This is a genomic window from Caballeronia sp. A2-2 (assembly GCF_057612605.2).
The window spans coordinates 950,176-974,047 of sequence record NZ_CM172588.1 but is presented as its reverse complement, the minus strand read 5'-3'; the positions used below and the strand labels follow the sequence as shown (position 1 = coordinate 974,047).

Here is a 23,872-nt window from a genome sequence, read left to right as displayed (position 1 = left end):
AGAACAAACTCAACGTACCGGAGTGTCCACTATGTTTTTCACTCGCAAACGCATCTATGCCTCGTTAGGCGCCGTGATCGTACTCGCAGGCGCGGGCGGCTATACCGCCTGGCGCGGCCATGGCGACAGCGCCATCAATCAGGCGCAAGCCGCCGCGCACGGTCCGACCGCCACCGAAGTGGATGTCGCCTCCGTCGTATCGAAGACCATCACCGACTGGCAAAGCTATTCGGGCCGTCTGGAAGCGGTGGATCATGTGGACATTCGCCCGCTTGTTCCCGGCACTATCGTCGCGGTGCATTTCAGGGACGGTCAGCTCGTGAAGAAGGGCGATGCATTGTTCACCATCGATCCGCGTCCCTATGAAGCCGAAGTCGATCGCGCGCAAGCGCAGGTCGCGGCGGCGCAGGCACGCAATGGCTATACGTCCACCGATGCCGCGCGCGCCGAACGTCTGCTCGCCGATAACGCGATCGCCAAACGCGATTACGACGAGAAGCAGAACGCCGCACGTGAAGCCGTCGCGAATCTCAAGGCCGCGCAGGCAGCCGTCGAAACCGCGAAGATCAATCTGGCCTATACGCATATCGTGGCGCCCGTATCGGGCCGCGTATCGCGTGCGGAGCTTACGGTGGGCAATATCGTATCGACGGGTGCCAACGCGCCCTTGCTGACCACGCTCGTATCCGTCTCGCCGATCTACGCATCGTTCGATGTGGACGAACAAACCTACCTTCGCTATCTCGGCCACGATGCAGGCGCGACGGTGCCGGTCTCGCTCGGCCTTGCCAACGAAGATGGCTATTCGCGCGATGGCGTGGTCGATTCGGTGGATAACCGGCTCGATACGACCTCGGGCACGATCCGCGTGCGCGCACGCTTCAACAACCCGGATGGCGCGCTCGTGCCGGGCCTGTATGCGCGCATCAAGGTGGGCGGCGGTACACCGCATCCCGCCGTGCTCGTGGACGATGCCGCCATCGGCACCGATCAGGACAAGAAGTACGTGATGGTCGTCGATAAGGACAACAAGGTGCAGTACCGCGAAGTCACGCTCGGTCAGACGCACGAAGGTCTGCGCGTGATTACCAAGGGTCTGCAACCGGGCGAGCGCATCGTAGTGAATGGTTTGCAACGTGTGCGTCCGAACGATGTCGTGAAGGCCAACGCCGTCGCCATGAACAACGAGGGCAGCGCGCCCGTCGTGAAGACAGCGTCGGCGCAGTAAGCCTCGCTGCACAGAGAAATATATCGCCATGAACATATCCAAGTTTTTCATCGACCGCCCGATCTTCGCGGGCGTGCTCTCGGTGATCGTGCTGCTCGGGGGCATCATCGCGATGTTCAAGCTGCCGATCTCCGAGTATCCGGAAGTCGTGCCGCCGTCGGTCGTCGTGCATGCGCAGTATCCCGGCGCGAATCCGAAGGTGATCGCTGAAACGGTAGCTTCGCCATTGGAAGAACAGATCAACGGCGTGGAGGACATGCTGTACATGCAGTCGCAGGCCAACAGCGACGGCAACCTCACGACCACGGTCACGTTCAAGCTCGGCACCGATCCAGACAAGAACACGCAGCTCGTGCAAAACCGCGTGAATCAGGCCTTGCCGCGCTTGCCGCAGGATGTGCAGCGCCTTGGCGTGACGACCATCAAGTCGTCGCCGACGCTCACGATGGTGGTCCACCTGAACTCGCCCAATGGCCGTTACGACATGACGTATCTGCGCAATTACGCGCTGATCAACGTGAAGGACCGGCTCGAACGCATCTCGGGCGTGGGTGAAGTGCAACTGTGGGGCTCGGGCGATTATTCGATGCGCGTTTGGCTCGATCCGCAAAAGGTCGCGCAGCGCGGCATGACGGCGACCGATGTCGTCAATGCCATTCGTGAGCAAAACGTACAGGTGGCGGCAGGTGTGATCGGCGGTTCTCCGACCTTGCCGAACGTGCCGCTGCAACTGAACGTGAACGCGCGCGGCCGCTTGCAGAACGAGTCGGAATTCCGCGACATCGTGCTGAAGACGTCGCCGGATGGCGCGGTCACGCATCTGAGCGATGTGGCGCGTGTGGAACTGGCGGCATCGGAATATGGCTTGCGTTCGTTGCTGGACAACAAGAGCGCGGTGGCGATCGCGATCAATCAGCAGCCGGGCGCGAACTCATTGCAGATTTCCGATGAAGTCCGCAAGACCATGAAGGAATTGCAGGCGGACATGCCGGCGGGCCTCGAATATCAGATCGTCTACGATCCGACGCAGTTCGTGCGCTCCAGTATCGAAGCGGTGATTCATACGTTGGCCGAAGCAATTGCACTCGTGGTGCTGGTGGTGATCGTGTTCCTGCAAACGTGGCGCGCGTCGATCATTCCGTTGCTTGCGGTGCCGGTGTCGATCGTGGGGACATTCTCGCTGTTGCTGGCGTTCGGGTTTTCGATCAACGCGCTATCTCTCTTTGGGATGGTGCTTGCAATCGGCATCGTGGTGGATGATGCGATCGTCGTGGTGGAGAACGTCGAGCGGAACATCGAGGCGGGTCTATCCGCGAGAGAAGCGACGTATCAGGCCATGCGTGAAGTGAGCGGGCCGATCATTGCGATTGCGCTGACACTGGTGGCCGTGTTCGTGCCGCTCGCGTTCATGTCGGGCCTCACGGGACAGTTCTACAAACAGTTCGCGATGACCATCGCCATTTCGACGGTGATCTCCGCGTTCAACTCGCTGACGCTTTCTCCGGCACTCGCGGCGCTGCTGCTCAAGGGCCACGACGAACCGAAGGACTGGCTCACGCGTGCAATGGATCGCGTGTTCGGCGGCTTCTTCAAGCGCTTCAACAAAGTGTTCCATCGCGGTTCCGAAGCGTATGGCAAGGGCGTCAAAGGCGTGATCGGCCGCAAGTCGATCATGATGGTCGTCTATGCCGTGTTGCTGACAGGCGCGGTGCTGATGGGCAAGGTCGTGCCGGGTGGCTTCGTGCCGGCGCAGGACAAGGAATATCTCATCAGCTTCGCGCAGTTGCCCAATGGTGCATCGCTCGATCGCACGGAAGGCGTGATTCGTCAGATGAGCGACATCGCGTTGAAGCAGCCGGGCGTGGAAAGCGCGGTGGAGTTTCCTGGCTTGTCGGTGAATGGTTTCACCAACTCGTCGAGCGCGGGCATTGTCTTCGTTACGTTGAAGCCGTTCAAGCAACGTGTGGGCAATAAGACGCTTTCCGCGAATGCCATTGCCGGTGCGTTGAATCAGAAGTATGCGGGCATTAAAGGTTCGTTCATCGCCGTGTTCCCGCCGCCGCCGGTGTTGGGTCTCGGCACGCTGGGCGGCTTCAAGATGCAACTGGAAGATCGCGGCTCGCTCGGTTATGCAGCGCTTGCGGATGCCACGCAGGAATTCATCAAGCGCGCATCGCAGACGCCGGAACTCGGGCCGACCTTTTCCAGCTATCAGATCAACGTGCCGCAATTGAATGTAGATCTGGACCGCACGAAGGCCAAGCAACTCGGTGTTTCGGTGACCGATGTATTCGACACCATGCAGGTCTATCTCGGCTCGCTGTATGTGAACGACTTCAATCGCTTCGGACGCGTGTATCAAGTGCGCGTGCAGGCGGATGCACCGTTCCGCGCGAACCCGGAAGACATCGGTTTGCTGAAGACGCGCAATGCTAACGGCGACATGGTGCCCTTGTCCTCGCTCGTGAAGGTCACGCCGACGTATGGCCCGGAAATGGTGGTGCGCTACAACGGCTATACCGCGGCGGATATCAACGGCGGTCCCGCACCGGGCTATTCGTCGGGGCAGGCGCAGGAAGCGGCGGAACGTATTGCCGCGGAAGTGCTGCCGCGCGGGATCAAGTTCGAATGGACCGATCTCACGTATCAGCAGATTCTCGCGGGCAATGCGGCGCTGTGGGTGTTTCCGATCAGCGTGTTGCTGGTGTTCCTCGTGCTGGCCGCGTTGTATGAAAGCCTGACGTTGCCGCTCGCCGTCATCCTGATCGTGCCGATGAGCATTCTGTCCGCGTTGCTCGGCGTATGGCTCACCGATGGCGACAACAACATCTTCACGCAGATCGGCTTGATGGTGCTGGTGGGTCTGTCCGCGAAGAACGCGATTCTGATCGTGGAGTTTGCGCGAGAGCTTGAAATGCAGGGGCGTTCCATCGTGCAGGCCGCGATCGAGGCAAGCCGCTTGCGTCTGCGTCCGATCTTGATGACGTCCATCGCTTTCATCATGGGTGTTGTGCCGCTGGTGCTGTCGTCCGGGGCGGGTTCGGAAATGCGTCATGCGATGGGCGTCGCGGTGTTCTTCGGCATGTTGGGCGTGACGCTGTTCGGTCTCATGCTCACGCCGGTGTTCTACGTGATCCTGCGCAAACTCAGCGGTGCGGAACATGTGACGGACAAGCACGGCTCGCATCCGCAGATGCGCGGCATCGGCACGTCCTACGAAGCGCAATGAGGCGAATCATGAACAAGCTGCAAATGAAACGATGGTTGGGTTTGCCCGGATTGATGGCGTCCTTGCTGGTGGTCGCAGGCTGCTCGCTCGCGCCCACTTACGAGAAGCCGGATGTCAACGCGCCTTCTGCTTATAAGGAAACGCCGCAGCAAACGCTGGGCACGGACAACGCTGGCACGTGGAAAACCGCGCAGCCTTCGGAAGAAATGCTGCGCGGCGAATGGTGGACCATCTTCGACGATGCCACGCTGAACGATCTGGAAAAGCAGGCTCAGGATGCAAACCAGAACCTGAAGGCCACCGCCGCGCGCGTGAAGGAAGCACGCGCGATCAACCAGACGGCACGGGCGGGTCTGTTCCCCACGCTCGATGCGGGCTTCGGTCCGACGCGCGAGAAGTTGTCGCCTGCATCGCAGTTCCTGCCGTCGAATGCGAATGTGCCTTCGCAGACGTTGTGGCGTGCGGAAGCGAGTGCATCGTATGAAGTGGATTTGTTCGGGCGCGTATCGAACACCGTGGCGGCGGCCAACGCGGACACGCAGCAGAGCGAGGCATTGTTTCGTTCGGTGCAGCTCGCCATGCAGGCCGATGTCGCGCAGAACTATTTCAACCTGCGCGAACTCGATGCGGAGTCCGATGTATTCACGCGCACCGTGACCTTGCGTGAACAGGCGCTGAAGCTCGTGCAACGACGCTTCACGGAAGGCGATATCAGCGAACTGGACGTGGCACGCGCGAAATCCGAGCTTGCGCAGGCACGTTCGGATGCGATGACAGTGCAACGTCTGCGCGCAGCGTCCGAACATAGTCTTGCGGTGCTGCTCGGCAAGACGCCCGCTGAGTTCTCGATGGCGGCGAATCCGCTCAAACCGGTGGAGATTCACGTTCCGCCGGGCTTGCCTTCCGACTTGCTCGAACGTCGGCCCGATATTGCGGCAGCGGAGCGGTCGATGGCTGCGGCGAACGCGCGTATCGGTGTGGCGAAGGCGGCGTTCTTTCCCTCGCTCACGCTCACAGGTGTAGGCGGGTTCGAATCGGCGACGCTGGGCGATCTGTTCAACTGGTCGAGCCGCACGTTCCTGCTCGGTCCGTTCGCGGGCACGGCACTGAATCTGCCGATCTTCGATGGTGGCCGCCGCAAGGGCAATCTCGCCAATGCGCGCGCGACCTATGAGGAGGACGTAGCAAATTATCGGCAGCAGGTGCTGGTGGCGTTCCGCGAGGTCGAAGACAATCTCTCTGACCTGCGCATTCTCGAAACGCAGACGGCCACGCAGGACGACGCCGTGAAATCGTCGGTACGTGCAGCGCAGCTTTCGCGCACGCAGTACACCGAAGGCGCGGTGAATTATCTCGATGTGATCGATGCAGAGCGCACGGTCTTGCAGACGCAACGCGCATCGGTGCAGCTTGAAGGTGCGCAGGCCGTCTCCACGGTGAATTTGATTCGCGCTTTGGGCGGCGGCTGGGGCGATGCCAAACCCTCACCGGTGCCCGAACCGAGTCTCGCGCAGAAGTAGTGCATGCGAAGGCCCTGAGAAGATCAGGGCCTTTTCATTTGAAAGGTCGATTGTTCGCGGCGCGGAACATATGTCTTCGCCGAGGAGGCATTTATCCGAACGCGTCCGCTCTTTAGAATTCAGACTATGGTAAAGGGAGCTGGAAATGAGAGCCTTGATCGCAAGACAACTGTATCAGCCGGCAGTGGTGATGCCACTGCTACTGTTGATGCGCCTGATGGTCTCGCACGATTTCAATCTGACGCAAGTCATGTTCGTGGTGATGCTCAAGGGTTCGCAACAGGTCTATCAATTCGTGCTGCGTCATGCGGCGCTTCGTCAGCGGGCAAGCGACGCGATCGATCACGTCACTTGCCGCGGTTGCTGCTGAAGATTCAATACACCTCGGGAACGTACATGTTCTCGGGCACGGGCTGCCGCAAATAATCCGGATTGAACACACGCTCAGGCAGATCAATGGCCTGATGCTCGATCTCGTGATACGGCACCTGACTCAATAAATGGTGAATGCAGTTCAGGCGCGCGCGTTTCTTATCGACGGCCTGCACCACCCACCACGGCGCTTCTGGAATGTTCGTGCGCTGAAGCATGATTTCCTTGGCAGCAGTGTATGCCTCCCAACGGCGGCGGCTTTCAAGGTCCATCGGACTAAGTTTCCACTGCTTGAGCGGGTCTTCGATACGCGCCTGAAAGCGCACTTCCTGTTCGTCATCGGTAATGGAGAACCAATACTTGACGATTTGAATGCCGCTGCGCACGAGCATTTTTTCGAACTCAGGGCACGAGCGGAAGAATTCTTCATACTCTTCGTCGGTGCAGAAATGCATCACACGCTCGACGCCTGCGCGGTTATACCAGCTTCGGTCGAACAACACGATCTCGCCCGCTGCGGGCAAATGCGACGCGTAACGCTGGAAATACCATTGCGTGCGTTCGCGATTGTTCGGTGCAGGCAGCGCCGCCACGCGGCACACGCGCGGATTCAAACGTTGCGTGATGCGCTTTATCGCACCGCCCTTGCCAGCGGCGTCGCGCCCTTCGAACAGCACGACCAGGCGATGCCCCGTGTGCACCACCCAGTCCTGCAACTTCACGAGTTCGCCCTGCAGGCGGAAAAGCTCGCGAAAATAGGTCTTGCGCAGCGCGCGGTCTTCATCGGAGAACGCGGCTTCGCCATCGATGAAGCGGTCGTCCACCTCCATCTCGAACTCTTCGTCGTAACTGTCGATCAGGTCGGCATGAAAGCGTTGCTGCTTCTCGTGGTCATTCATCGGTAGGCTCCGTGGCGTTCATATAATCGGTGTCTGCGGCGTGGAACGCCGAGTATGCCAATACTCGATGGCAGACAGATGACTCAGACATTTTAGAAAGGCTTGCGCGCTTGCACCAGTTAGAATGATCGTGCAATTCAGTGGCATCAGGATGGCATCTCCCTATAAGAGGCTAAACGCACGATGACCGACATTCCCACTTTCGACGCTGCCCGCACCGCGCTTCTGGTGCCGTACATGCGGCTTGTCGACATGCTTGCCGCCACCATGCTCGATTATGCGGCGGGGCGAATTGTCAGCCCCGAGCGCATGGTCGTGCCGCTTGCGCAGGGCGGCGTCATGCTCTCCATGCCCGCCAGCGCCGCCGATCTCGCCATGCACAAGCTCGTCAATGTCTGTCCGGGTAATGGCGCGCGCGGTTTGGCGACCATTCACGGACAAGTGACCGCATTCGATGCGGAGACCGGCGTGCCGCAATTCATGCTCGATGGCCCTACGCTAACGGGGCGCAGAACCGCTGCCGTGTCGATGCTGGCGATCCGTACGCTGGCGGCGCAGCCGCCGCATGAAGTGCTGCTGATCGGCACTGGCAAGCAATCCGCCTTTCACGTCGAAGCGCTTGCAAGCCTTTATCCGGATGCGCGAATCAACGTGCTAGGTTCGCGAATCGAGCGCGCGCAAGCCTTTTGCGCGGCGCATGCGTCCGTCTCGCCGAAGCTCAATGCCGTCGAAGGCGTTCCCGACTCGATCGACACAGTAATAACCGCCACGACGAGCAAGACGCCTGTTTATACGACGTCGGCAAAGGCTGGACGTTTGTTGATCGGCGTCGGCGCTTTTACGGCCGATGCCGCCGAATATGCGGCATCCACGGTTCATGAAAGCGTTTTGTATGTGGATGATCTTGCCGGAGCGCACCACGAAGCGGGCGACTATATCTTGGCCCATGTCGATTGGACTGCCGTGCACGCCTTGGCGGAAGCGCTTTCCAGCCCGCCGAAGCATGAAAGGCTCGTCATGTTTAAATCGGTAGGATGCGCGGCATGGGATTTAGCCGCGTGTCGCGTAGCGCGCGCTGTTTTGTCCGAGGAATTGCAGAAATAATCATTAACAAAAGATCTTTCTGACAAGCTGGAACGGCATTTGCTCGAAGCTTATTCAATGATGAATGGCGCAACCTCGCGCCACAGTGATTTGAGCCAGCATATCGCCATGAACAGTCGAAACGATTTTGGTTGGACCCCACGAATCCCCGCACGCCGCGACGGCCACGATGGTGCCGGTGGCAACGGACGCAGCGCAGCAAAAGCCAATCCGACACCGCCCGCCGCCTACTTTATTTCCGTTCTGGAGCTTGCGACGGGCGAGAAACTCGGTAACGACGAGCGTTTGCGCGCGGTTGCCATGCTTGAATCGCAATTCGGCGCGGGCCGTCCACGCACGTTGACCGAAGCGGTGCGTATCTGCGCGGCGGCCATCGACTCCTCGACGCTTCAACGCATGGCGCGTGGCGCGAAGGCCTGAAGTCGGAATTCGTCAGCATGTCGAACAAGCGCGATTTTGCTATCGGCTTGTAAGACATACGGATGTCATTTGACGGTCTGAATGACTTCGAAGCCTTCGAATTCCGGATGGCCGAGATACAACTGACGCGTGCCGCCGCCCGCGTTTTTGTGCGCGGCCCGGAATGCATCGGAGCGCGTCCATTCTTCGAAAGACGCGTGGTTTGCCCAGATCGTGTGACTCGAATAAAGCACGTGATCGTCGCGTGTCGGCCCCTTGAGCAAATGAAATTCGACGAAGCCTGGCACATCCTTTAGATACGTGTCGCGGCTGGTCCAGAGGTTTTCGAAATCGGCCTCGGCTCCGGGTACGATCTTGAAGCGGTTCATGGCGATATACATGTTTCGCAATTCCTTTAAAAATAAAATGAGTGTGCAGCGAAGCTAAGGCACGAGCGCCCATGAGCTGCTTGCTTCATGCCTCAGGATGATTGAAGTCAAGGGCGCGAAGTCCATGCCGAATATCGATTCGAGCGGTTCGCCAAGCGCATGCGCCACCGCTGCCTTGATGACGATCGCATGCGTCACGATAATGTAGCGCTCCGTCTTGCCATTCATAGCATAACCTTGGAGTGCGCCGATAACGCGCTCCGACAGCATCGCGATGCTCTCGCCGCCATGTGGCCGTGCGTGCGGATTCGTGAGCCATGCGGAGATGGCTTCGGGCTCGCATTCGCCGGTCTCACTCACGGATAAGCCACGCCAGCGCCCGTAATTCATATCGGCGAAGCTGGAATCGATCTCGCGCGTCGGCGCGATCCATTCAGCCGTCTGACGTGCGGAGCGCGCCGGACTGGTGATGACTTCGCCTTCGAAGCGTCCGGCCAGCGCCGCGCTTTCGTCGCGTTCCACGGGGTCATCGTCCGTTGGGAAATAGCCCGTTTTCATGGCGCGCGTCGCGGCGTGGCATAAAAGAATAAAGTCCAAGAGAATTGGTCTCGAGCGCTAAGTCGTTTCACTTTGCCTTTATTCGTCATAGAATGGCAAGCCTGCAGTGCGAGGAAGCCGGTGCAAATCCGGCACGGTCGCGCCACTGTAAGCGGTTTTCTTTAGCTCAACCGCAAGTCAGACCCCGCTGCAAGCAGTTCGTCGTTCGGGACGCGCTTTTCCCTGGAGAACCTAATGAACGCTTCAAACAACGCTTTTTCCGCAAGCCAACATTCGCCCGCTTTCGATGCACCGGTGCCGCTTCCGGCGCGCGAAGTCTTGCCGTGGGCCATATTCATCGGCCTCATTCTCTTGCTTGCGATTTATTTCGTGGGTGCGGAGCAGGGCGCGACCTCCATCTTCTCGGGGATGTACATCCACGAGTTCGTTCACGATGGCCGGCACTTGCTCGGCTTTCCGTGTCATTAAGGCTCAAGGCGCATAAGTCAAACGCGCGCGGCGGTCGATCAATAGATCGATGACGTCGCGCCTTGCCTGATCGTCCATCGACTTGTAGTGCTTGATTTCGGCGCGGCTTCTGAAGCAGCCCGAGCATAGGCCGTGTCCCAGATCCATTCGGCACACCCCTGTGCATGGCGAGCCTGCAGGTGTTTCTGTCTTTGCGCGCTCGACTGTGTATGACAAATCGCTCATAGCGGTCTCTTTAAGAAAAGCGCGGCAGTGGCAGCAGGATTCGAAGGCCAATAGGCATGCATATAGGTCGCCTTAATAGGCCCATGACGATAGAACGCTTCTCCCGTCGCGCCCGTCGTGGCGTGCGAAGCATGCAGCGTGGGATGCATCGGTGTATCAAGCGTCGAGTAATGGAACGTGTGGCCGGTCAATGCACCATGCGATGTATCGACGCGTTGCATGGCAAGCCTCGCAAGCCGTCGTTGCATGAGGGCATGGCCGGGCAAAAGGCCCAGCATTGCGTGACGCTTGCCTTCTATATCCGTTAGCGTGTCGAGCAAATAAAGCATGCCGCCGCACTCCGCAACGACAGCTTTTTCACGCTCCACATGCGCCGCGATCGATGCGCGCGTGCGTGCATTCACACTCAAACGCGCAGCATGAAGTTCGGGATAGCCGCCGGGCAGATAGAGCGCGTCGGCGTTTTCAGGCGCGGGTTCATCGGCGAGCGGCGAGAACGTGCTGATGCGTGCGCCCATCGCTTCGAGCAGATCGATGTTCGCGGGATAGATGAATGAGAATGCATCGTCGCGCGCAATGGCGATATGCAATCCTTCGAGCAAGCGCGGCGGCGGTGTCGTCTCGCCTTTATCGAAACGCACGGCCGAAGGCAATTCGACGAGCGTGGTCTTGGCAATGGCGTCCGCCGCACGATCGAGTCTTGCATCGAGACCTTCGACTTCATCGGCTTGCGTGAGACCGAGATGACGCGCAGGCAGCGCGATATCGTCCGCATTCGAAAGATGTCCGCAATACTGAAGCCCTTGCGGAATGGCTTCCGAGAGCATTTGCGCGTGACGCTCGGATGCCACGCGATTCGCAAGCACCCCATGAAACGTGATGTCGTCACGATAGTGCGCAAGACCATACGCGATCGCGCCGAAGGTCTGCGCCATGCCATGCGCACCGATCACCGCGAGCACCGGCACATTGAACGCGGCGGCGAGATCGGCGCTGCTGGGCGTGCCATCGAACAGACCCATCACGCCTTCGATGAGAATGAGGTCCGCTTCCTCCGCCGCTTTTGCAAGCATGGTGCGGCATGCATCGAAACCGACCATCCCGAGATGAAGCGAATAGACCGGTGTGCCGCAGGCGCGTTGAAGGATCATCGGATCGAGAAAATCCGGGCCGGTCTTGAACACGCGAACACGCAGACCGCGCCGCGCATGATGACGCGCAAGCGCCGCCGTGACCGTGGTCTTGCCTTGATGCGACGCACTCGCGCCGATGAAGAGAGCAGGGCAATCAGGCATGCGCTCAGAACTCGACGCCGCGTTGCGCTTTAACGCCTTGCTCGCGATAAGGATGCTTCACCAGCCGCATTTCCGTGACGAGATCGGCCAGTTCGACGAGTGCGTCCGGCGCATGCCGCCCCGTGACGACGACATGCAGCATCGCGGGCCGCGCCTTGAGCACGTCGAGCACTTCATCGAGCGGCAGGTATTCGTATTTGAGAACCGTATTGAGTTCGTCGAGCACGACCATTTGATATTCGCCGCTTTGAATCATGCGGCATGCTTCGTTCCAGCCACGGCGCGCGGTGGCCATGTCGGCATCGCGATTCTGCGTGTTCCATGTATAGCCGTCGCCCATCGTGACGAAATCGCAGTTGGCGACCGCGCCAAGAAAATCGCGTTCCGATGTATGCAGCGCGCCTTTGATGAATTGCACCACGCCGAGTCTCATGCCGTGACCGAGCACGCGCACCGCCATGCCGAAAGCAGCCGTGGTCTTGCCCTTGCCATTGCCTGTATTGACCATCAAAAGGCCTTTTTCATGATCGGCGGCAGCTTGCTTTCTATCGTGGCCTTCTTTACGACGCTGCGTCATGCGCAGATGAGATTCGGTATCGGTCTTCATGCTTCGTATTTCACGGACGTTTGTGCAATGGCGACGGTCACGCCGCCCACGATAGTCTTGCCGACGATAAGTGTTCCATGATTGCTTGCCAATAGCGCGCACGGCTCGCACACACCATCGACGTTCATGTGTTTCTGCGCTTTAACCGAACGCGCGTCCAAGGTCGAAGCGACTTGCGCGATTTCATCCGCGCTGAAAAACCTTAAAGGCAAGCGATGAAGCGTGCAGAAAGCAAGCAGGCCTTCCTCATTGCGTTTAACGTCGATGCTTGCAATACAAACGATATCGCCAAGATCGCGCGCACCGAGTGCGACGCGCACGGCATGTTCGATTGCATCGGCACTCGTGCCGCGCCTGCAACCGATGCCCAGGGCGAGATGTGCTGTCATGGCTCGACTAAAGAATGACACGTTCGATGCGGGCCAACGATACCACATTGCTTTAATCGAAAGGGCCGCTCAAAACAGGTGTTTTCTTGACGCGGAACGTCGCCGGGCCTAGACTTTCACGCAGTTTTGGTGCTCGCGCGCGGGTTTCTTTCGGGCGCAGTTAAACGGGAAGCAGAAGGCGTATCGTTCTATGGACGCACGCCCAGCCTGCGCTGCCCCCGCAACGATTAGGCGAATGCCGCGCATGAAGGCGTGCGGCGAGCCGGCTTCGAAGCCACTGCGCTATTAAAGCGTGGGAAGGCGAAGCGGCTTTTCGTCAGCTCGGATACCGGCCAGACTTCAAGCAGGTTCGTTGCCGCGGGGATGCGGCGCGGACCACGATTCTTCATATTCGCCCTGCGTCAAGGCATGGCGCGCACGGCAGCCCGGAGCTAGGATGCAAACTCGCAAGATTCCCGTGACGGTGGTCACCGGTTTTCTCGGTAGCGGCAAGACTACGCTCATGCGCCACATTCTTTCCCATGCGCAAGGTAAGCGCATTGCAGTGATCGTCAATGAGTTTGGCGAATTGGGTATCGACGGGGAAATTCTAAAAGGCTGCGGTATAGGCTGCGAAGATGAACCCGGCTCACAGGACCGCAATCTCTATGAGTTGGCCAATGGCTGTCTGTGCTGCACGGTGCAGGAAGAGTTCTATCCGGTCATGGAGCAACTCGTCGAACGCCGCGAGAATATCGATCACGTATTGATCGAAACGTCGGGTCTCGCCTTGCCCAAGCCGCTCGTGCAGGCATTCAATTGGCCGTCGATCCGCAACGCCTTCACGGTGGACTCGGTCATCACGATGGTGGACGGTCCTGCTGCCGCGAGCGGTCAGTTCGCGGCCAATCCTGTCGCTGTCGATGCGCAACGCAAGGCCGATCCGAATCTCGATCACGAATCGCCGCTGCATGAATTGTTCGAAGATCAATTGAGCGCGGCGGACCTCGTCATCGTCAACAAAACCGACTTGATGGACGACGCCGCGCTTGCCCGGGTCGAAGCGCTCGTGCGTCCGGAAATTCCCGCCGAAGTGAAGATCGTGCCTGCACATAATGGCCGGCTCGATATTCATGCGTTGCTCGGACTTCAGGCTGCATCGGAAGATTCGATTCATTTGCGGCACGATCATCACGGTTCGCCTGATGAAGAAGGCCATGCCGATCATCATCATGACGAGTTCGATTCGGTCGTCGTGCGCGCGAAAATCGAATCGCGCGAACAGGCATTGGCGGCACTGCATGCGCTGGTCGAGCAGCACACGATTTATCGCGTGAAAGGTTTTGCGGCGTTGCCCGGTGCTGCGATGCGTCTGGTCGTGCAAGGCGTGGGCCGCCGCTTCGACAGTTATTTCGACCGGCGCTGGGAATCGCAGGAAGACACGAGTGAGAGCCGCTTCGTGCTGATCGGCGAAGACCTCGACAAGCGCACGCTGCAACGCGCGTTCGATACTGCGCTCGCGAGCGCCTGACGCAATGCATCTGCTGCGCACGACACCGGGAGGCTTCGTCGATGACGCGCAAGGCGTCATGCGGATCGAGCAGACGCGTGCGCCTATCGTCATACTGAGTTCTGCCGACACCACGCTCGCGCTGCTTGCGAGCGTGTTCCCGCGTCTGGAAAAAGGCTTTCCCGAAGTGCGGCTAGTCAATCTCGCGTTTCTGCGGCAGCCCGCGTCAGTAGACTTTTATATCGATGACGTATTGCGTCACGCTAAAGCCGTCATCGTCGATCATTTGGGTGGCGAATCTTATTGGCCTTATGGGATCGAACGGCTTGTCGCGCTGGCCAAGCGTGAAAAGCAGACGCTTGCGATGTTTTCAGGCGATCTGAGCGAAGACCCGAATCTGATTGGCAAGAGCACGGCGGAGCCGGTTTTTTGCCGAACCTTATCGCGCTATTTACGCGAAGGCGGCCCACGTAACGCGCAAAACTTCCTGCGTGCGATAGCGCATCACGCGCTCGGCTTCGGGAAAGAACCGCCGTTGCCTGTTGCATTGCCCGCTGTCGCGATTCATCATCCTGCGCGCGAAATGGCATCGGTCGCCGACTGGCAAGCGCGCTGGACCGAAGGCGCAAGTGTCGTTGCCATTCTTTTTTATCGGGCACATTTGCAATCGGGCAACGTGGAAGTATTCGACGCACTCGTCGATGCGCTCGAAAAACAAGGCCTCAATCCTTTGCCCATTGCGATTTCATCGCTCAAGGAAAGCGTGAGCCGTGAAGTGGTCGAACGCTTGTGTGCGCAGCATGATGTACGGCTCGTGCTCAATACGACGGCTTTCGCGGCGAGCATCATCGGCGAGAGCGAACCGTGCGAGATCGCGGGTGATGCGCCCGTGCTGCAAGTGATTCTGAGCGGTGGCAATCGCGATGACTGGCTCAAGGACAATCACGGACTCAATTCACGCGATGTAGCCATGCATGTCGCATTGCCGGAAGTGGATGGACGCATCATCACGCGTGCAGTGAGTTTCAAAGGCCTTGCTTATTATTGCAAGCATACGCAGGTAGATGTGGTGCGTTATCAGGCCGATGCCGAGCGCGTGTCTTTCGTCGCGGAACTCAGCCGCCGCTGGTGCAGTCTGCGCGCGACACCGAACGCGAATAAACGCATTGCCATGGTGCTGGCGAACTATCCGGCAAGCGAAGGGCGCATTGGCAATGGCGTGGGACTGGACACACCCGCATCGGCCATCAATATTTTGTCGATGCTGGCGCGCGAGGGTTATCGCACCGGCGACATTCCCGCGACCGGCGACGCGCTCATCGCAGCGCTCACCGAGGGCGTAACGAACGATCCCGTCGTTCGTGATCTCAGGCCCGCGTTGCAGAGCCTCGCACTCGATGACTATCTCGCCGTGTATCAAGGCTTGCCGCTCGATGCACGTCAGGCGCTCGAAAAAACATGGGGCGCGCCGGAAGAAGACCCGACCATCCGGCGCGGCCGTTTCATGATTGCGGGCCTGCGCTGCGGCGAAATATTCATCGGCATTCAGCCCTCGCGTTCGCGCGAGCGTAATGATTACGCGCGTTATCACGATGCCGAACTCGTGCCGCCGCATGCGTATCTCGCCTTCTATATCTGGCTGCGCACGCGTTTTCAGGCCGATGCGCTGATACATGTCGGCAAGCACGGCAATCTCGAATGGCTGCCGGGCAAGAGCGTGGCCTTGTCGGCATCATGCTGGCCCGATCTCATTCTCGGACCCATGCCGCATCTCTATCCGTTCATTGTCAACGATCCGGGAGAAGGCAGTCAGGCCAAGCGCCGCGCGCAGGCTGTCATCATCGATCATTTGATGCCGCCGCTCACGCGCGCGGAAAACTACGGTCCGCTGCAAGATCTGGAACGTCAGGTCGATGAATACTACGAAGCAATCATGGTCGATGCGCGCCGCGCGAAACTCTTGCGCAAGTCGATACTGGACAATATCGTCGGCAACAGATTGCATGAGGAACTCGGCATCGATGCGCCGCAAGATATCGTGGGCGAAGATGTGTTGCTCACGCGTGCGGATGCTTACCTTTGCGAACTGAAGGAAGCGCAGATACGTGACGGCCTGCATGTGTTCGGTGTGTCGCCGCAAGGCGTGCAACGGCGCGACACGCTGCTTGCGCTAGGCCGTTTTCCCATCGGCGATGCGCAAGGCGAGAATGCAAGCCTTATCACGGCGATTGCGCGCGATCTGCATCTCGGCGATACGTTCGATCCGCTCGACGCCGACTGGGCCGCACCGTGGACAGGTCCGCGCCCCGATACGCTCGCGTCACTGAGCGATGCATCGTGGCGTCATCATGGCGACACGCGTGAGCGGCTCGAATGGCTTGCGGCCAAGTACATCGAAGACGAAACGCTTATGCCGGGACCGCATGCGGAGCGTGTATTAAAGCGCTTGCGCGGCGACGTCCTCAATAAGCTCGACGCATGCGGCCCGCAAGAGCTTTTGCAACTCAAGCGCGGTCTGGAAGGCCGCTTCGTCCCGCCGGGCCCGAGCGGTTCTCCATCGCGCGGCCGTCCCGATGTGCTTCCTACCGGACGCAATTTCTGTTCGGTCGATACGCGCGCACTGCCGACCCAAGCTGCATGGTCACTCGGACTCAAGTCGGCGAATCTGCTTGTGGAGCGACATGTTCAGGATAACGGAGATTTTCCGCGCGCGATCGGCTTGTCGGTGTGGGGCACCGCGACCATGCGCACCGGTGGAGACGATATCGCGCAGGCATTCGCGCTGATGGGTGTGCGGCCCAAATGGGCGGCCGGTAGTCATCGCGTGACGGACTTCGAGATACTGCCGGTGTCGATCTTCAATCGTCCGCGTATCGATGTGACCTTGCGCGTATCGGGCTTTTTTCGCGATGCCTTCGCGAACCTCATGCATCTTTTCGATGCCGCCGTGCAAGCCGTCGCCGAACTCGATGACGAAGACGCAGATGTGAACCCCATTCGCGCGCGTATTCTGCGCGAACGCGACGATTTGATTGCGCAAGGAATGGAAGCAGAAGAAGCGCGCCGTCGCGCAGGCTGGCGTGTCTTTAGCACGAAGCCGGGTGCGTATGGCGCGGGCTTGCAAGAGTTGATCGACATGAAGCAATGGCAGAGCGATGCCGATCTGTCCGCCGCTTATCAGGCGACAGGCGGCTACGCCTATTCGCAAACGGGCGACGGCGTGGAAGCGCATGCGAGCTTCGGCACGCGCCTTTCCACGCTCGATGTCGTGCTCCAGAATCAGGACAATCGCGAACACGATCTGCTGGATTCGAACGACTATCATCAGTTTCAAGGCGGCATGGTGGCGGCGGTGCGTCATCTTTCAGGCGCGCAACCGCACGCTTACAACGCGGATCATGGCAATCCCGCCTCACCGCGCGTGCGTACCCTGAACGAAGAGATTTCGCGCGTGGTGCGTTCGCGCGTAGTCAATCCGAAATGGATCGATGGCGTGAAACGGCACGGCTATAAGGGCGCTTCGGAGCTTGCGGCAACGGTCGATTATCTCTTCGGCTACGACGCCACTGCACGCGTGGTATCCGATCATCAATACGCGCTCGTCACCGATGCTTACGTGCTCGATGACGACACACGCGACTTTCTCACGCAACATAATCCGCATGCGTTGCAGTCCATCTGCGAACGTCTTCTCGAAGCGATGGAACGCGGCATGTGGCGATCGCCGGGCGCGTATCGAGATGATGTCGCGCGTCATCTTCTCGATGCGGAACAGCAAATCGAAGGCCGACAGACGTGAACGATTCTTCTCTCACTCCCGTATTTCCATTCACGGCGTTGGTCGGACAGGATGCGTTGCAACAAGCGCTGTTGCTTGCGGCGGTCGATCCCATGCTCGGCGGCGTGCTTGTCAGCGGGCCACGCGGCACGGCGAAATCCACTGCGGCGCGCGCACTGGCCGAACTGCTGCCCGAAGGAAGGCTCGTCACGTTGCCGCTTGGCGCAAGCGAAGAGCAATTGATCGGCACGCTGGATATTCAAGGTGCGTTGCGCGATGGCGCGGTCACGTTTTCGCCGGGTTTGCTGGCAAAGGCGCATCTCGGCGTGCTTTATGTGGATGAAGTGAATCTGTTGCCGAATCCGCTGGTCGATCAACTGCTCGATGTCGCGGCGAGCGGCACGAACATCGTCGAGCGGGATGGTATTTCGCATCGGCATGAGGCGCGTTTCGTGTTGATCGGAACGATGAATCCCGAGGAAGGCGAATTGCGGCCACAATTGCTCGATCGCTTCGGACTGGCGGTGGAAATGAGCAATGTCTTCGATGCGGAGGAACGGCAACGCATCGTGAAGGCGCGGCTTGCATTCGATATGGAACCCGAAGCATTTCGCTCGCGTCATGCGGAAAAGCAGAAGCAACTCGAAGCGCGCATTCATCTTGCCCGCAAGAAACTTTCATCGCTCGATTTCAACGACGCAGTGCATGCACGCGTAAGCGAACTGTGCATCGAGGCATACGTGGACGGGCTGCGCGCAGACCTCGTGATGCTGCGTGCGGCGCGTGCCCTGGCGGCGTTCGAAGATGCAGAGCGAATCGAACTGAATCATGTGGAAAGAGTAGCGGAAGCGGTGTTGCGGCATCGTCGGCATGAGAATAAAAGTGCTCCGCCGTCCGCACAAAAACGTGCTTCGGATAACGTAGCAAAAAATCAAAACGATTCCGACTGGGGACATCTGCCGCCTGAGCCGGTCGGCACGGCCAAAGTGAAACAAGTCAGGCCGCTCGCCGCAAAAAAAGCTTGAACCATCGGGGAAGCCGCGCCGATGCGCAAACGCATCGCCTACGATGGTTGGACGCACCTGAACGCGGCCGCAGCAAAGCGAGCGCAGGCGACGAGAGCACGCGCATCGACTGGATGAAGACATTGCGCGCCAAACGCGCAGGACGTCTGGAAGCGGGCCATCTACGCTATCGCCGCGCGACAGGCGATGCTTCTCTGCTGCATTGTTTCGTGCTCGATTGTTCCGGGTCCATGCTTAAAGGCGAACGCCTCGCGCGCGCGAAGGGCATGCTCGTGGCGCTGTTCGATCGCGCTTACCGGGAGCGCGCGCAAGTCGCGCTCGTGTGCTTCGGCGGCGGCCGCGCGGAAGTGCGGCGCGAACCGGGCGCGGCGCATTGGTGGAACGAGCGATGGGTTGCGCCCATCGGCGGAGGCGGGGGCACGCCGCTCGCGCTCGGATTGGCGAGTGCATCGACCGTGCTCGAACGTGCGGCGCGGCGCAATGGTTCGCAGCGTCGCTGGCTTTGGCTTCTCACCGATGGACGCACGAACGAGACGCCTGTTACGCCGAGGGCGGACCGGATCATCGTCGTGGACTTCGATGACGACTCGCTGCGCACCGGTCGATGCGAAACCCTTGCGCGTACATGGCAGGCCGAGCACGTTCGCGCAGATGATCTGCTCGACTAATCTTTCGCGTACCAACGCGGCGTATAAACGCGCTCGCCCACTTTGCGCGTGGTGGATGAACCGACAATCACCATCGTGCGCATATCGACGAGCGTACCGTTCAGTTCTTCGAGCGTGATGATGCGCAGGCTTTCACCGGGACGGCCTATATCTCTTCCGAGGACGACGGGCGTAGCCGGTGCGCGATGTTGCCGCACGATATCGATGGCACGATCGAACTGCCAGGGCCGCGCTTTCGACAGCGGGTTATAGAACGCCATCGCGAGATCGGCTTCGCAAGCAAGCGCAATGCGTTGCTCGATCACGCTCCACGGTTTCAAATTGTCGGATAGCGAAAGCACGCAGAAATCATGACCCAGCGGCGCACCCGCGCGCGCGGCGGTCGCAAGCGAAGCGGATACACCGGGGACGATATTCAGGCGTACTGCATTCCATTCGGGATGCGCGTGCTGGCCTTCATCGAGCGCTTCCAACACGGCTGCGGCCATGGCGAAAACGCCGGGATCACCGGAGGACACCACGACCACGCGACGGCCTTCGCTTGCGAGTTCGAACGCGTGCCGCGCACGCTGCAACTCTTCTCGATTGTCCGTGAGATGCGCGCGTTGATCGTCGCGGAACGGGCCGGCCATGCGCACATACGTTTCATAACCGAGAATGTCTTGCGCTGCGTTCAGGGCGGATTTCGCGGCGGGCGTCATGAGTTCGGCGCTGCCGGGACCGAGACCGATCACCGTCAGCGTGCCACGCGCGCGGCCTATTGCCTGCGCATCGATGGGCGCGTTCGCAATATGGAGCGTCGATTCGAAAGGATTGCGTTCGTTGAAACGAAGCGGCACGTCGAACGCATGCGCTGCTTCTTCGAGTATCGGCGATGTCATCTCACTGAGCGGCGCGACGATGGCTGCAAGCGCGAGCGGCGAAAGATCGCGTGCTTGCAATGCATTGCGCAGGCGTTCCACGAGGCCCGGCGTGACGTCATCGATCCATGCGACAACGCAGCGCGGATGAATCGTGAGACTGCCATCGTCGAGCCTCGTATTCGGCGTGATGCGCACGACACGGCGTGCATCATCAGAAAGAGGCAAGTCGGCGTCGTCGAGCCAGGGCGCATTGCCTTCGATGCGTGTAGTTCCACCCGCAAGCAAATCGGACACGAAGCGCTTGCCATGCTCGATGTCCGCGAGTGCATAGCCCGCAGGCGGCGCAAGCAGGCACATGCCGAAGCGCAATTCACCGCTTGTCGTGATCGCGGGCGCGGTCGCGAGCGCTGCACCTATCTCACGTGCCATCACGTTCACGCCACTCATGCCGCCGAGCAAAGGCACCACGGCGCTGCCATCCTGCGCGATGGCGAGCACGGGCGGTTCCGCGACCTTATCGGCAAGACACGGCGCAAGCGCGCGAATGACGATGCCTGCCGAACACAACGCGACGATGGGCGTATTCGCGGCATACAACGCGCGCACATGCGCACCGAATTCCTCATAGCCAACATCCGCACTCACGCGACGCGAAAGCCCATGCACCAGCGAACCGGGAAAGCTCGCCTGAATGCGTCGCGCAGTATCGAGCGCGCTGCTTCCCAGCACGACGATTGCAAGCGGCGATGACGAACTCAAGCCTGCCATTTCGCCCCCGGCACGACCAGCAGCGAAAAATAGGGCGATGCCATCGGATCGACTTCATCGAGCGGAACAATGCGTTGATTGGCCATGGTCGCACGTTCGACATACAGCGCGCGTTTGTCCAGTCCCAGTTCCACGAGCACGCGGCGCACTTTTTCGAAATTGCGCCCGAGTTTCATGATGACGGCGGCATCCACGCATTGCAGCTTGTCTCGTAGTTCGGATTCCGGAAGAACGCCGGACAGCACCGAAAGACTCTGGTTGCGATAGACCAGCGGCACGCCCAGCACCGCGACGCCGCCGAGCATCGAGCAGACACCGGGGACGACGTGCGCATCGAAGCGTCCGGAAAGCCTGTCATGTAGATACATGTACGAGCCGTAAAAGAACGGATCGCCCTCGCAGATCACGGCGACATCGCGGCCTGCTTCGAGATGATCGGCAATCGTGAGCGCGGCTTCATCGTAAAAAGCGCTGATGATGGTTTCATAACACAGGGGCGGTTCGAGCGCTTCGGTCGTCACCGGATAGACCAGCGGCAAGCGTGTTTGCACATTGTCTAGATGCGGTTCGATGATGCCGAACGCATTGCCTTTCTTGCCCTTCGCCACGAAATACGCGACAACGGGTGCGGCTTTGAGCAGCCGCAACGCCTTGACCGTGATGAGTTCAGGATCGCCCGGACCGACGCCCAGACCATAGAGACGTCCGCTCATTACTCCGCCTCCGATGCCAGCGCGTTCACGGCGGCGGCGGCCATCGCACTGCCACCACGGCGGCCCGGCAATGCAACGAAGGGAATGCCGCGGCTGTCGGCTGCAAGCATGGCCTTCGATTCCGCCGCACCGATAAAGCCCACTGGAAAGCCCAGAATGAGCGCGGGGCGGGGCGCGCCGGCATCGATCATGTCGAGCAGATGAAAGAGCGCCGTGGGTGCATTGCCGATAGCGACGACCGCGCCTTCCAGTCGATCGCGCCACAATTCGAGCGCGGCGGCCGAGCGCGTGTTGTTCATGGCGCGGGCGCGTTCGGCAACGGACGGGTCGCTCAACGTGCAGATCACGCGATTGTCGGCGGGCAAGCGTGCGCGCGTGATGCCTTCCGCGACCATGCGCGCATCGCACAGCACGGGCGCGCCTGCGATGAGCGCGTTGCGGCCTGCATCGCCGGCACCGGGCGAGAAGCGCAGATCGTTTGCGATATCCACCATGCCGCATGCATGAATCAGGCGCACGGCGAGCTTTTCGAGGTCACGCGGGATGTGCGTGAGGTCGGCTTCGGCGCGAATCGTCGCGAAGGACTGGCGATAGATTTCCGCACCGTCGCGGATGTAATCAGACATCGGCATGGCTCCGGGCAAGCCTCGCGGCTGCCTCTTCGATGGTCAGGTTGCGCGCTTCCAGACGCGCGTGGCGATACAGATCGTAATGGCCGGGCGCAACGGCAAGCAGCGTCGTTTCGATAGGACGCGCCGATGCGCACGAACGCGGGCAGCCGCTCAAATGCACTTCGCCCGAATGTTCGCCGATGAGCGTGGACAGGCGATGCGCATCGGCTTTCGTGTCGGCATGACTCTTTAGGCATCCGGATGAACCGGCGCATGCGATGATGCGTGCAAAGGGCGCGCGTACGTCGGTGACGAGGCCGAGTGTGTTCAAAGCATCTGACACTTCGCTTGCACGTTGACGTTCGACGCCCGGAATCAGCACGCTTTGCCACGGCGTCATCATCATGCGACCTTGCGCATGGGTCGATGTGAGGTCGGCGAGTGATTCGAGCGTGGTCGCGTTCATGCGGCCGAGTGGAATTTGCGCGCCGACATAGCCTGCATGCGCGCCGAATCTGAGCGATGCATCGACAGGCGCGCGTCTCCATGTCGGTGTTTGGGAAAACGAACTATCGAGCGATGCGAGAAACTGCGAAGTACCAATACGCGCAAGCAGATCCCGCATGCGATGCTCGTCCGGCAATGCAAACGCGAGAAACGCGCGCGTCACGCTCATGGCGAAAGCCACAACATTCTCACGCGCGACAACGCCAGCCGCAGGCAAATCCTCGGCGGATAAAGGCATGCAGCCCGCAAATCCAAAGGCGAAATGCGCACCGTCATCGATTGCGGCGAGCCACACATCATGCGGATGTTGCAGCATGGCAAGACGCTCGCCGCCATCGAGTTGCCAGGCGAACTTGGGCGAAAGCGCATGAAACGCGGCATCGGCCTGCAAGGCATCGACGATACGTAAAGCAAGCGCCCGAATGGATTCGTTCGCAAGCGGACTGAGCATGACATTGCGCAGATCGTCGCCACCGGACGATGACGGACCGAGACCTGCATCGAGCGCAATCGCGATGAATTCCGCATGGGCATCGTCACGAATGCCGCGCACTTGCAGATTCGCACGGTTGGTCACTTCGATCACACCGGAGCCGCATTGCACGGCGGCGCGCGCCACGGCATGCGCGGCATCCGCGCTCAATTCTCCGCCCGCGAGACGCACGCGCGCCAGCCCGCCATCGCGCGCAGGCACGATGCGCATCAACCCCGGACACGCGGATACGAAAGAATTCAAGGACATGGCCCATTGGGCTCGGCGCTCATGTC

General features: G+C 59.9%; 22 protein-coding genes and 2 riboswitches. Of the genes, 11 read left to right on the top strand and 11 right to left on the bottom strand.

Going from position 1 to position 23,872, the window contains the following annotated elements:
* Window positions 1-31: 31 nt before the first annotated feature.
* From ACZCWR_RS20815 to ACZCWR_RS20800, 4 genes are all read left to right on the top strand, one after another.
* Window positions 32-1,228 (top strand): efflux RND transporter periplasmic adaptor subunit, encoded by a 1,197-nt coding sequence (locus ACZCWR_RS20815; protein ID WP_487303519.1) that lies wholly within the window; start codon window positions 32-34, stop codon window positions 1,226-1,228.
* A gap of 28 nt (window positions 1,229-1,256) precedes the next feature.
* Window positions 1,257-4,457: an efflux RND transporter permease subunit gene (locus tag ACZCWR_RS20810; protein ID WP_487303518.1), complete on the top strand. Its 3,201-nt coding sequence runs from the start codon at window positions 1,257-1,259 to the stop codon at window positions 4,455-4,457.
* A gap of 8 nt (window positions 4,458-4,465) precedes the next feature.
* Window positions 4,466-5,977 carry an efflux transporter outer membrane subunit gene (locus ACZCWR_RS20805; protein WP_487303517.1) on the top strand — a complete coding sequence of 504 codons (1,512 nt, stop codon included), beginning with the start codon at window positions 4,466-4,468 and terminating at the stop codon, window positions 5,975-5,977.
* 145 nt (window positions 5,978-6,122) lie between these two features.
* Window positions 6,123-6,347, top strand: a complete 225-nt coding sequence (locus ACZCWR_RS20800) for a hypothetical protein (protein WP_487303516.1) — start codon at window positions 6,123-6,125, stop codon at window positions 6,345-6,347.
* A 4-nt stretch (window positions 6,348-6,351) separates the two neighbouring features.
* Here the strand turns inward: ACZCWR_RS20800 and ppk2 are convergent, their stop codons facing one another.
* Window positions 6,352-7,248 carry a polyphosphate kinase 2 gene (ppk2, locus tag ACZCWR_RS20795; RefSeq protein WP_487303515.1) on the bottom strand — a complete coding sequence of 299 codons (897 nt, stop codon included), beginning with the start codon at window positions 7,246-7,248 and terminating at the stop codon, window positions 6,352-6,354.
* A 183-nt stretch (window positions 7,249-7,431) separates the two neighbouring features.
* On the opposite strand from ppk2, the gene lhpI reads away from it, so the two are divergent.
* A complete protein-coding gene (gene lhpI / locus ACZCWR_RS20790) occupies window positions 7,432-8,352 on the top strand; it encodes a bifunctional Delta(1)-pyrroline-2-carboxylate/Delta(1)-piperideine-2-carboxylate reductase (protein ID WP_487303514.1) in 921 nt (306 codons plus the stop codon).
* A gap of 108 nt (window positions 8,353-8,460) precedes the next feature.
* On the top strand, window positions 8,461-8,772 hold the full coding sequence (locus tag ACZCWR_RS20785) for a hypothetical protein (RefSeq protein ID WP_487303513.1): 312 nt from the start codon (window positions 8,461-8,463) through the stop codon (window positions 8,770-8,772).
* Between the two features lie 65 nt (window positions 8,773-8,837).
* On the opposite strand, the gene hmuQ is transcribed toward ACZCWR_RS20785, so the two are convergent.
* Window positions 8,838-9,152, bottom strand: coding sequence for a heme-degrading protein HmuQ (hmuQ, locus tag ACZCWR_RS20780; protein ID WP_487303512.1), 315 nt, complete (start codon window positions 9,150-9,152; stop codon window positions 8,838-8,840).
* A gap of 42 nt (window positions 9,153-9,194) precedes the next feature.
* A complete protein-coding gene (locus tag ACZCWR_RS20775; RefSeq protein WP_487303511.1) occupies window positions 9,195-9,698 on the bottom strand; it encodes a histidine phosphatase family protein in 504 nt (167 codons plus the stop codon).
* An 87-nt stretch (window positions 9,699-9,785) separates the two neighbouring features.
* Window positions 9,786-9,904: riboswitch (cobalamin riboswitch) on the top strand.
* Between the two features lie 28 nt (window positions 9,905-9,932).
* Between ACZCWR_RS20775 and ACZCWR_RS20770 the strand changes: the two genes are divergently transcribed.
* On the top strand, window positions 9,933-10,166 hold the full coding sequence (locus ACZCWR_RS20770) for a CbtB domain-containing protein (RefSeq protein WP_487303510.1): 234 nt from the start codon (window positions 9,933-9,935) through the stop codon (window positions 10,164-10,166).
* Window positions 10,167-10,169: 3 nt separating this feature from the next.
* Here the strand turns inward: ACZCWR_RS20770 and ACZCWR_RS20765 are convergent, their stop codons facing one another.
* The 4 genes from ACZCWR_RS20765 to ACZCWR_RS20750 all read right to left on the bottom strand — a co-directional run bounded on the left by ACZCWR_RS20765 (window position 10,170) and on the right by ACZCWR_RS20750 (window position 12,682).
* Window positions 10,170-10,313, bottom strand: a complete 144-nt coding sequence (locus ACZCWR_RS20765; RefSeq protein WP_487303509.1) for a DUF1289 domain-containing protein — start codon at window positions 10,311-10,313, stop codon at window positions 10,170-10,172.
* A 74-nt stretch (window positions 10,314-10,387) separates the two neighbouring features.
* The gene (locus ACZCWR_RS20760; protein ID WP_487303508.1) at window positions 10,388-11,686 is read right to left on the bottom strand and encodes a cobyrinic acid a,c-diamide synthase CobB; all 1,299 of its coding nucleotides are present in this window, start codon (window positions 11,684-11,686) and stop codon (window positions 10,388-10,390) included.
* A 4-nt stretch (window positions 11,687-11,690) separates the two neighbouring features.
* The gene (gene cobO / locus ACZCWR_RS20755; protein WP_487303507.1) at window positions 11,691-12,293 is read right to left on the bottom strand and encodes a cob(I)yrinic acid a,c-diamide adenosyltransferase; all 603 of its coding nucleotides are present in this window, start codon (window positions 12,291-12,293) and stop codon (window positions 11,691-11,693) included.
* The gene (locus tag ACZCWR_RS20750) at window positions 12,290-12,682 is read right to left on the bottom strand and encodes a cobalamin biosynthesis protein (RefSeq protein WP_487303506.1); all 393 of its coding nucleotides are present in this window, start codon (window positions 12,680-12,682) and stop codon (window positions 12,290-12,292) included. Before ACZCWR_RS20750 ends, cobO begins: the two co-directional genes overlap by 4 nt.
* A gap of 124 nt (window positions 12,683-12,806) precedes the next feature.
* Window positions 12,807-13,033: riboswitch (cobalamin riboswitch) on the top strand.
* An 85-nt stretch (window positions 13,034-13,118) separates the two neighbouring features.
* On the opposite strand from ACZCWR_RS20750, the gene cobW reads away from it, so the two are divergent.
* The 4 genes from cobW (at window position 13,119) to ACZCWR_RS20730 (ending at window position 19,642) form a co-directional block, all read left to right on the top strand.
* Window positions 13,119-14,192: a cobalamin biosynthesis protein CobW gene (cobW, locus tag ACZCWR_RS20745; RefSeq protein WP_487303505.1), complete on the top strand. Its 1,074-nt coding sequence runs from the start codon at window positions 13,119-13,121 to the stop codon at window positions 14,190-14,192.
* A 4-nt stretch (window positions 14,193-14,196) separates the two neighbouring features.
* Window positions 14,197-17,970: a cobaltochelatase subunit CobN gene (gene cobN, locus ACZCWR_RS20740; RefSeq protein WP_487303504.1), complete on the top strand. Its 3,774-nt coding sequence runs from the start codon at window positions 14,197-14,199 to the stop codon at window positions 17,968-17,970.
* Entirely contained in the window at window positions 17,967-18,974 is a 1,008-nt protein-coding gene (locus ACZCWR_RS20735; RefSeq protein WP_487303503.1) for a magnesium chelatase ATPase subunit I, read from the top strand. Before cobN ends, ACZCWR_RS20735 begins: the two co-directional genes overlap by 4 nt.
* 113 nt (window positions 18,975-19,087) lie before the next feature.
* Window positions 19,088-19,642 (top strand): vWA domain-containing protein, encoded by a 555-nt coding sequence (locus tag ACZCWR_RS20730; RefSeq protein ID WP_487304760.1) that lies wholly within the window; start codon window positions 19,088-19,090, stop codon window positions 19,640-19,642.
* On the opposite strand, the gene cobJ is transcribed toward ACZCWR_RS20730, so the two are convergent.
* From cobJ to cobG, 4 genes are read right to left on the bottom strand one after another with little or no spacing between them, the layout of a single operon-like run.
* The gene (cobJ, locus tag ACZCWR_RS20725; protein WP_487303502.1) at window positions 19,639-21,273 is read right to left on the bottom strand and encodes a precorrin-3B C(17)-methyltransferase; all 1,635 of its coding nucleotides are present in this window, start codon (window positions 21,271-21,273) and stop codon (window positions 19,639-19,641) included. The two genes, ACZCWR_RS20730 and cobJ, sit on opposite strands and share 4 nt — an antisense overlap.
* On the bottom strand, window positions 21,261-21,986 hold the full coding sequence (locus ACZCWR_RS20720) for a precorrin-2 C(20)-methyltransferase (protein ID WP_487303501.1): 726 nt from the start codon (window positions 21,984-21,986) through the stop codon (window positions 21,261-21,263). Before ACZCWR_RS20720 ends, cobJ begins: the two co-directional genes overlap by 13 nt.
* A complete protein-coding gene (locus ACZCWR_RS20715; RefSeq protein ID WP_487303500.1) occupies window positions 21,986-22,612 on the bottom strand; it encodes a precorrin-8X methylmutase in 627 nt (208 codons plus the stop codon). Before ACZCWR_RS20715 ends, ACZCWR_RS20720 begins: the two co-directional genes overlap by 1 nt.
* Complete coding sequence (cobG, locus tag ACZCWR_RS20710) at window positions 22,605-23,846, bottom strand: precorrin-3B synthase (RefSeq protein ID WP_487303499.1); 1,242 nt, start codon at window positions 23,844-23,846, stop codon at window positions 22,605-22,607. Before cobG ends, ACZCWR_RS20715 begins: the two co-directional genes overlap by 8 nt.
* Between the last annotated feature and the right edge of the window lie 26 nt (window positions 23,847-23,872).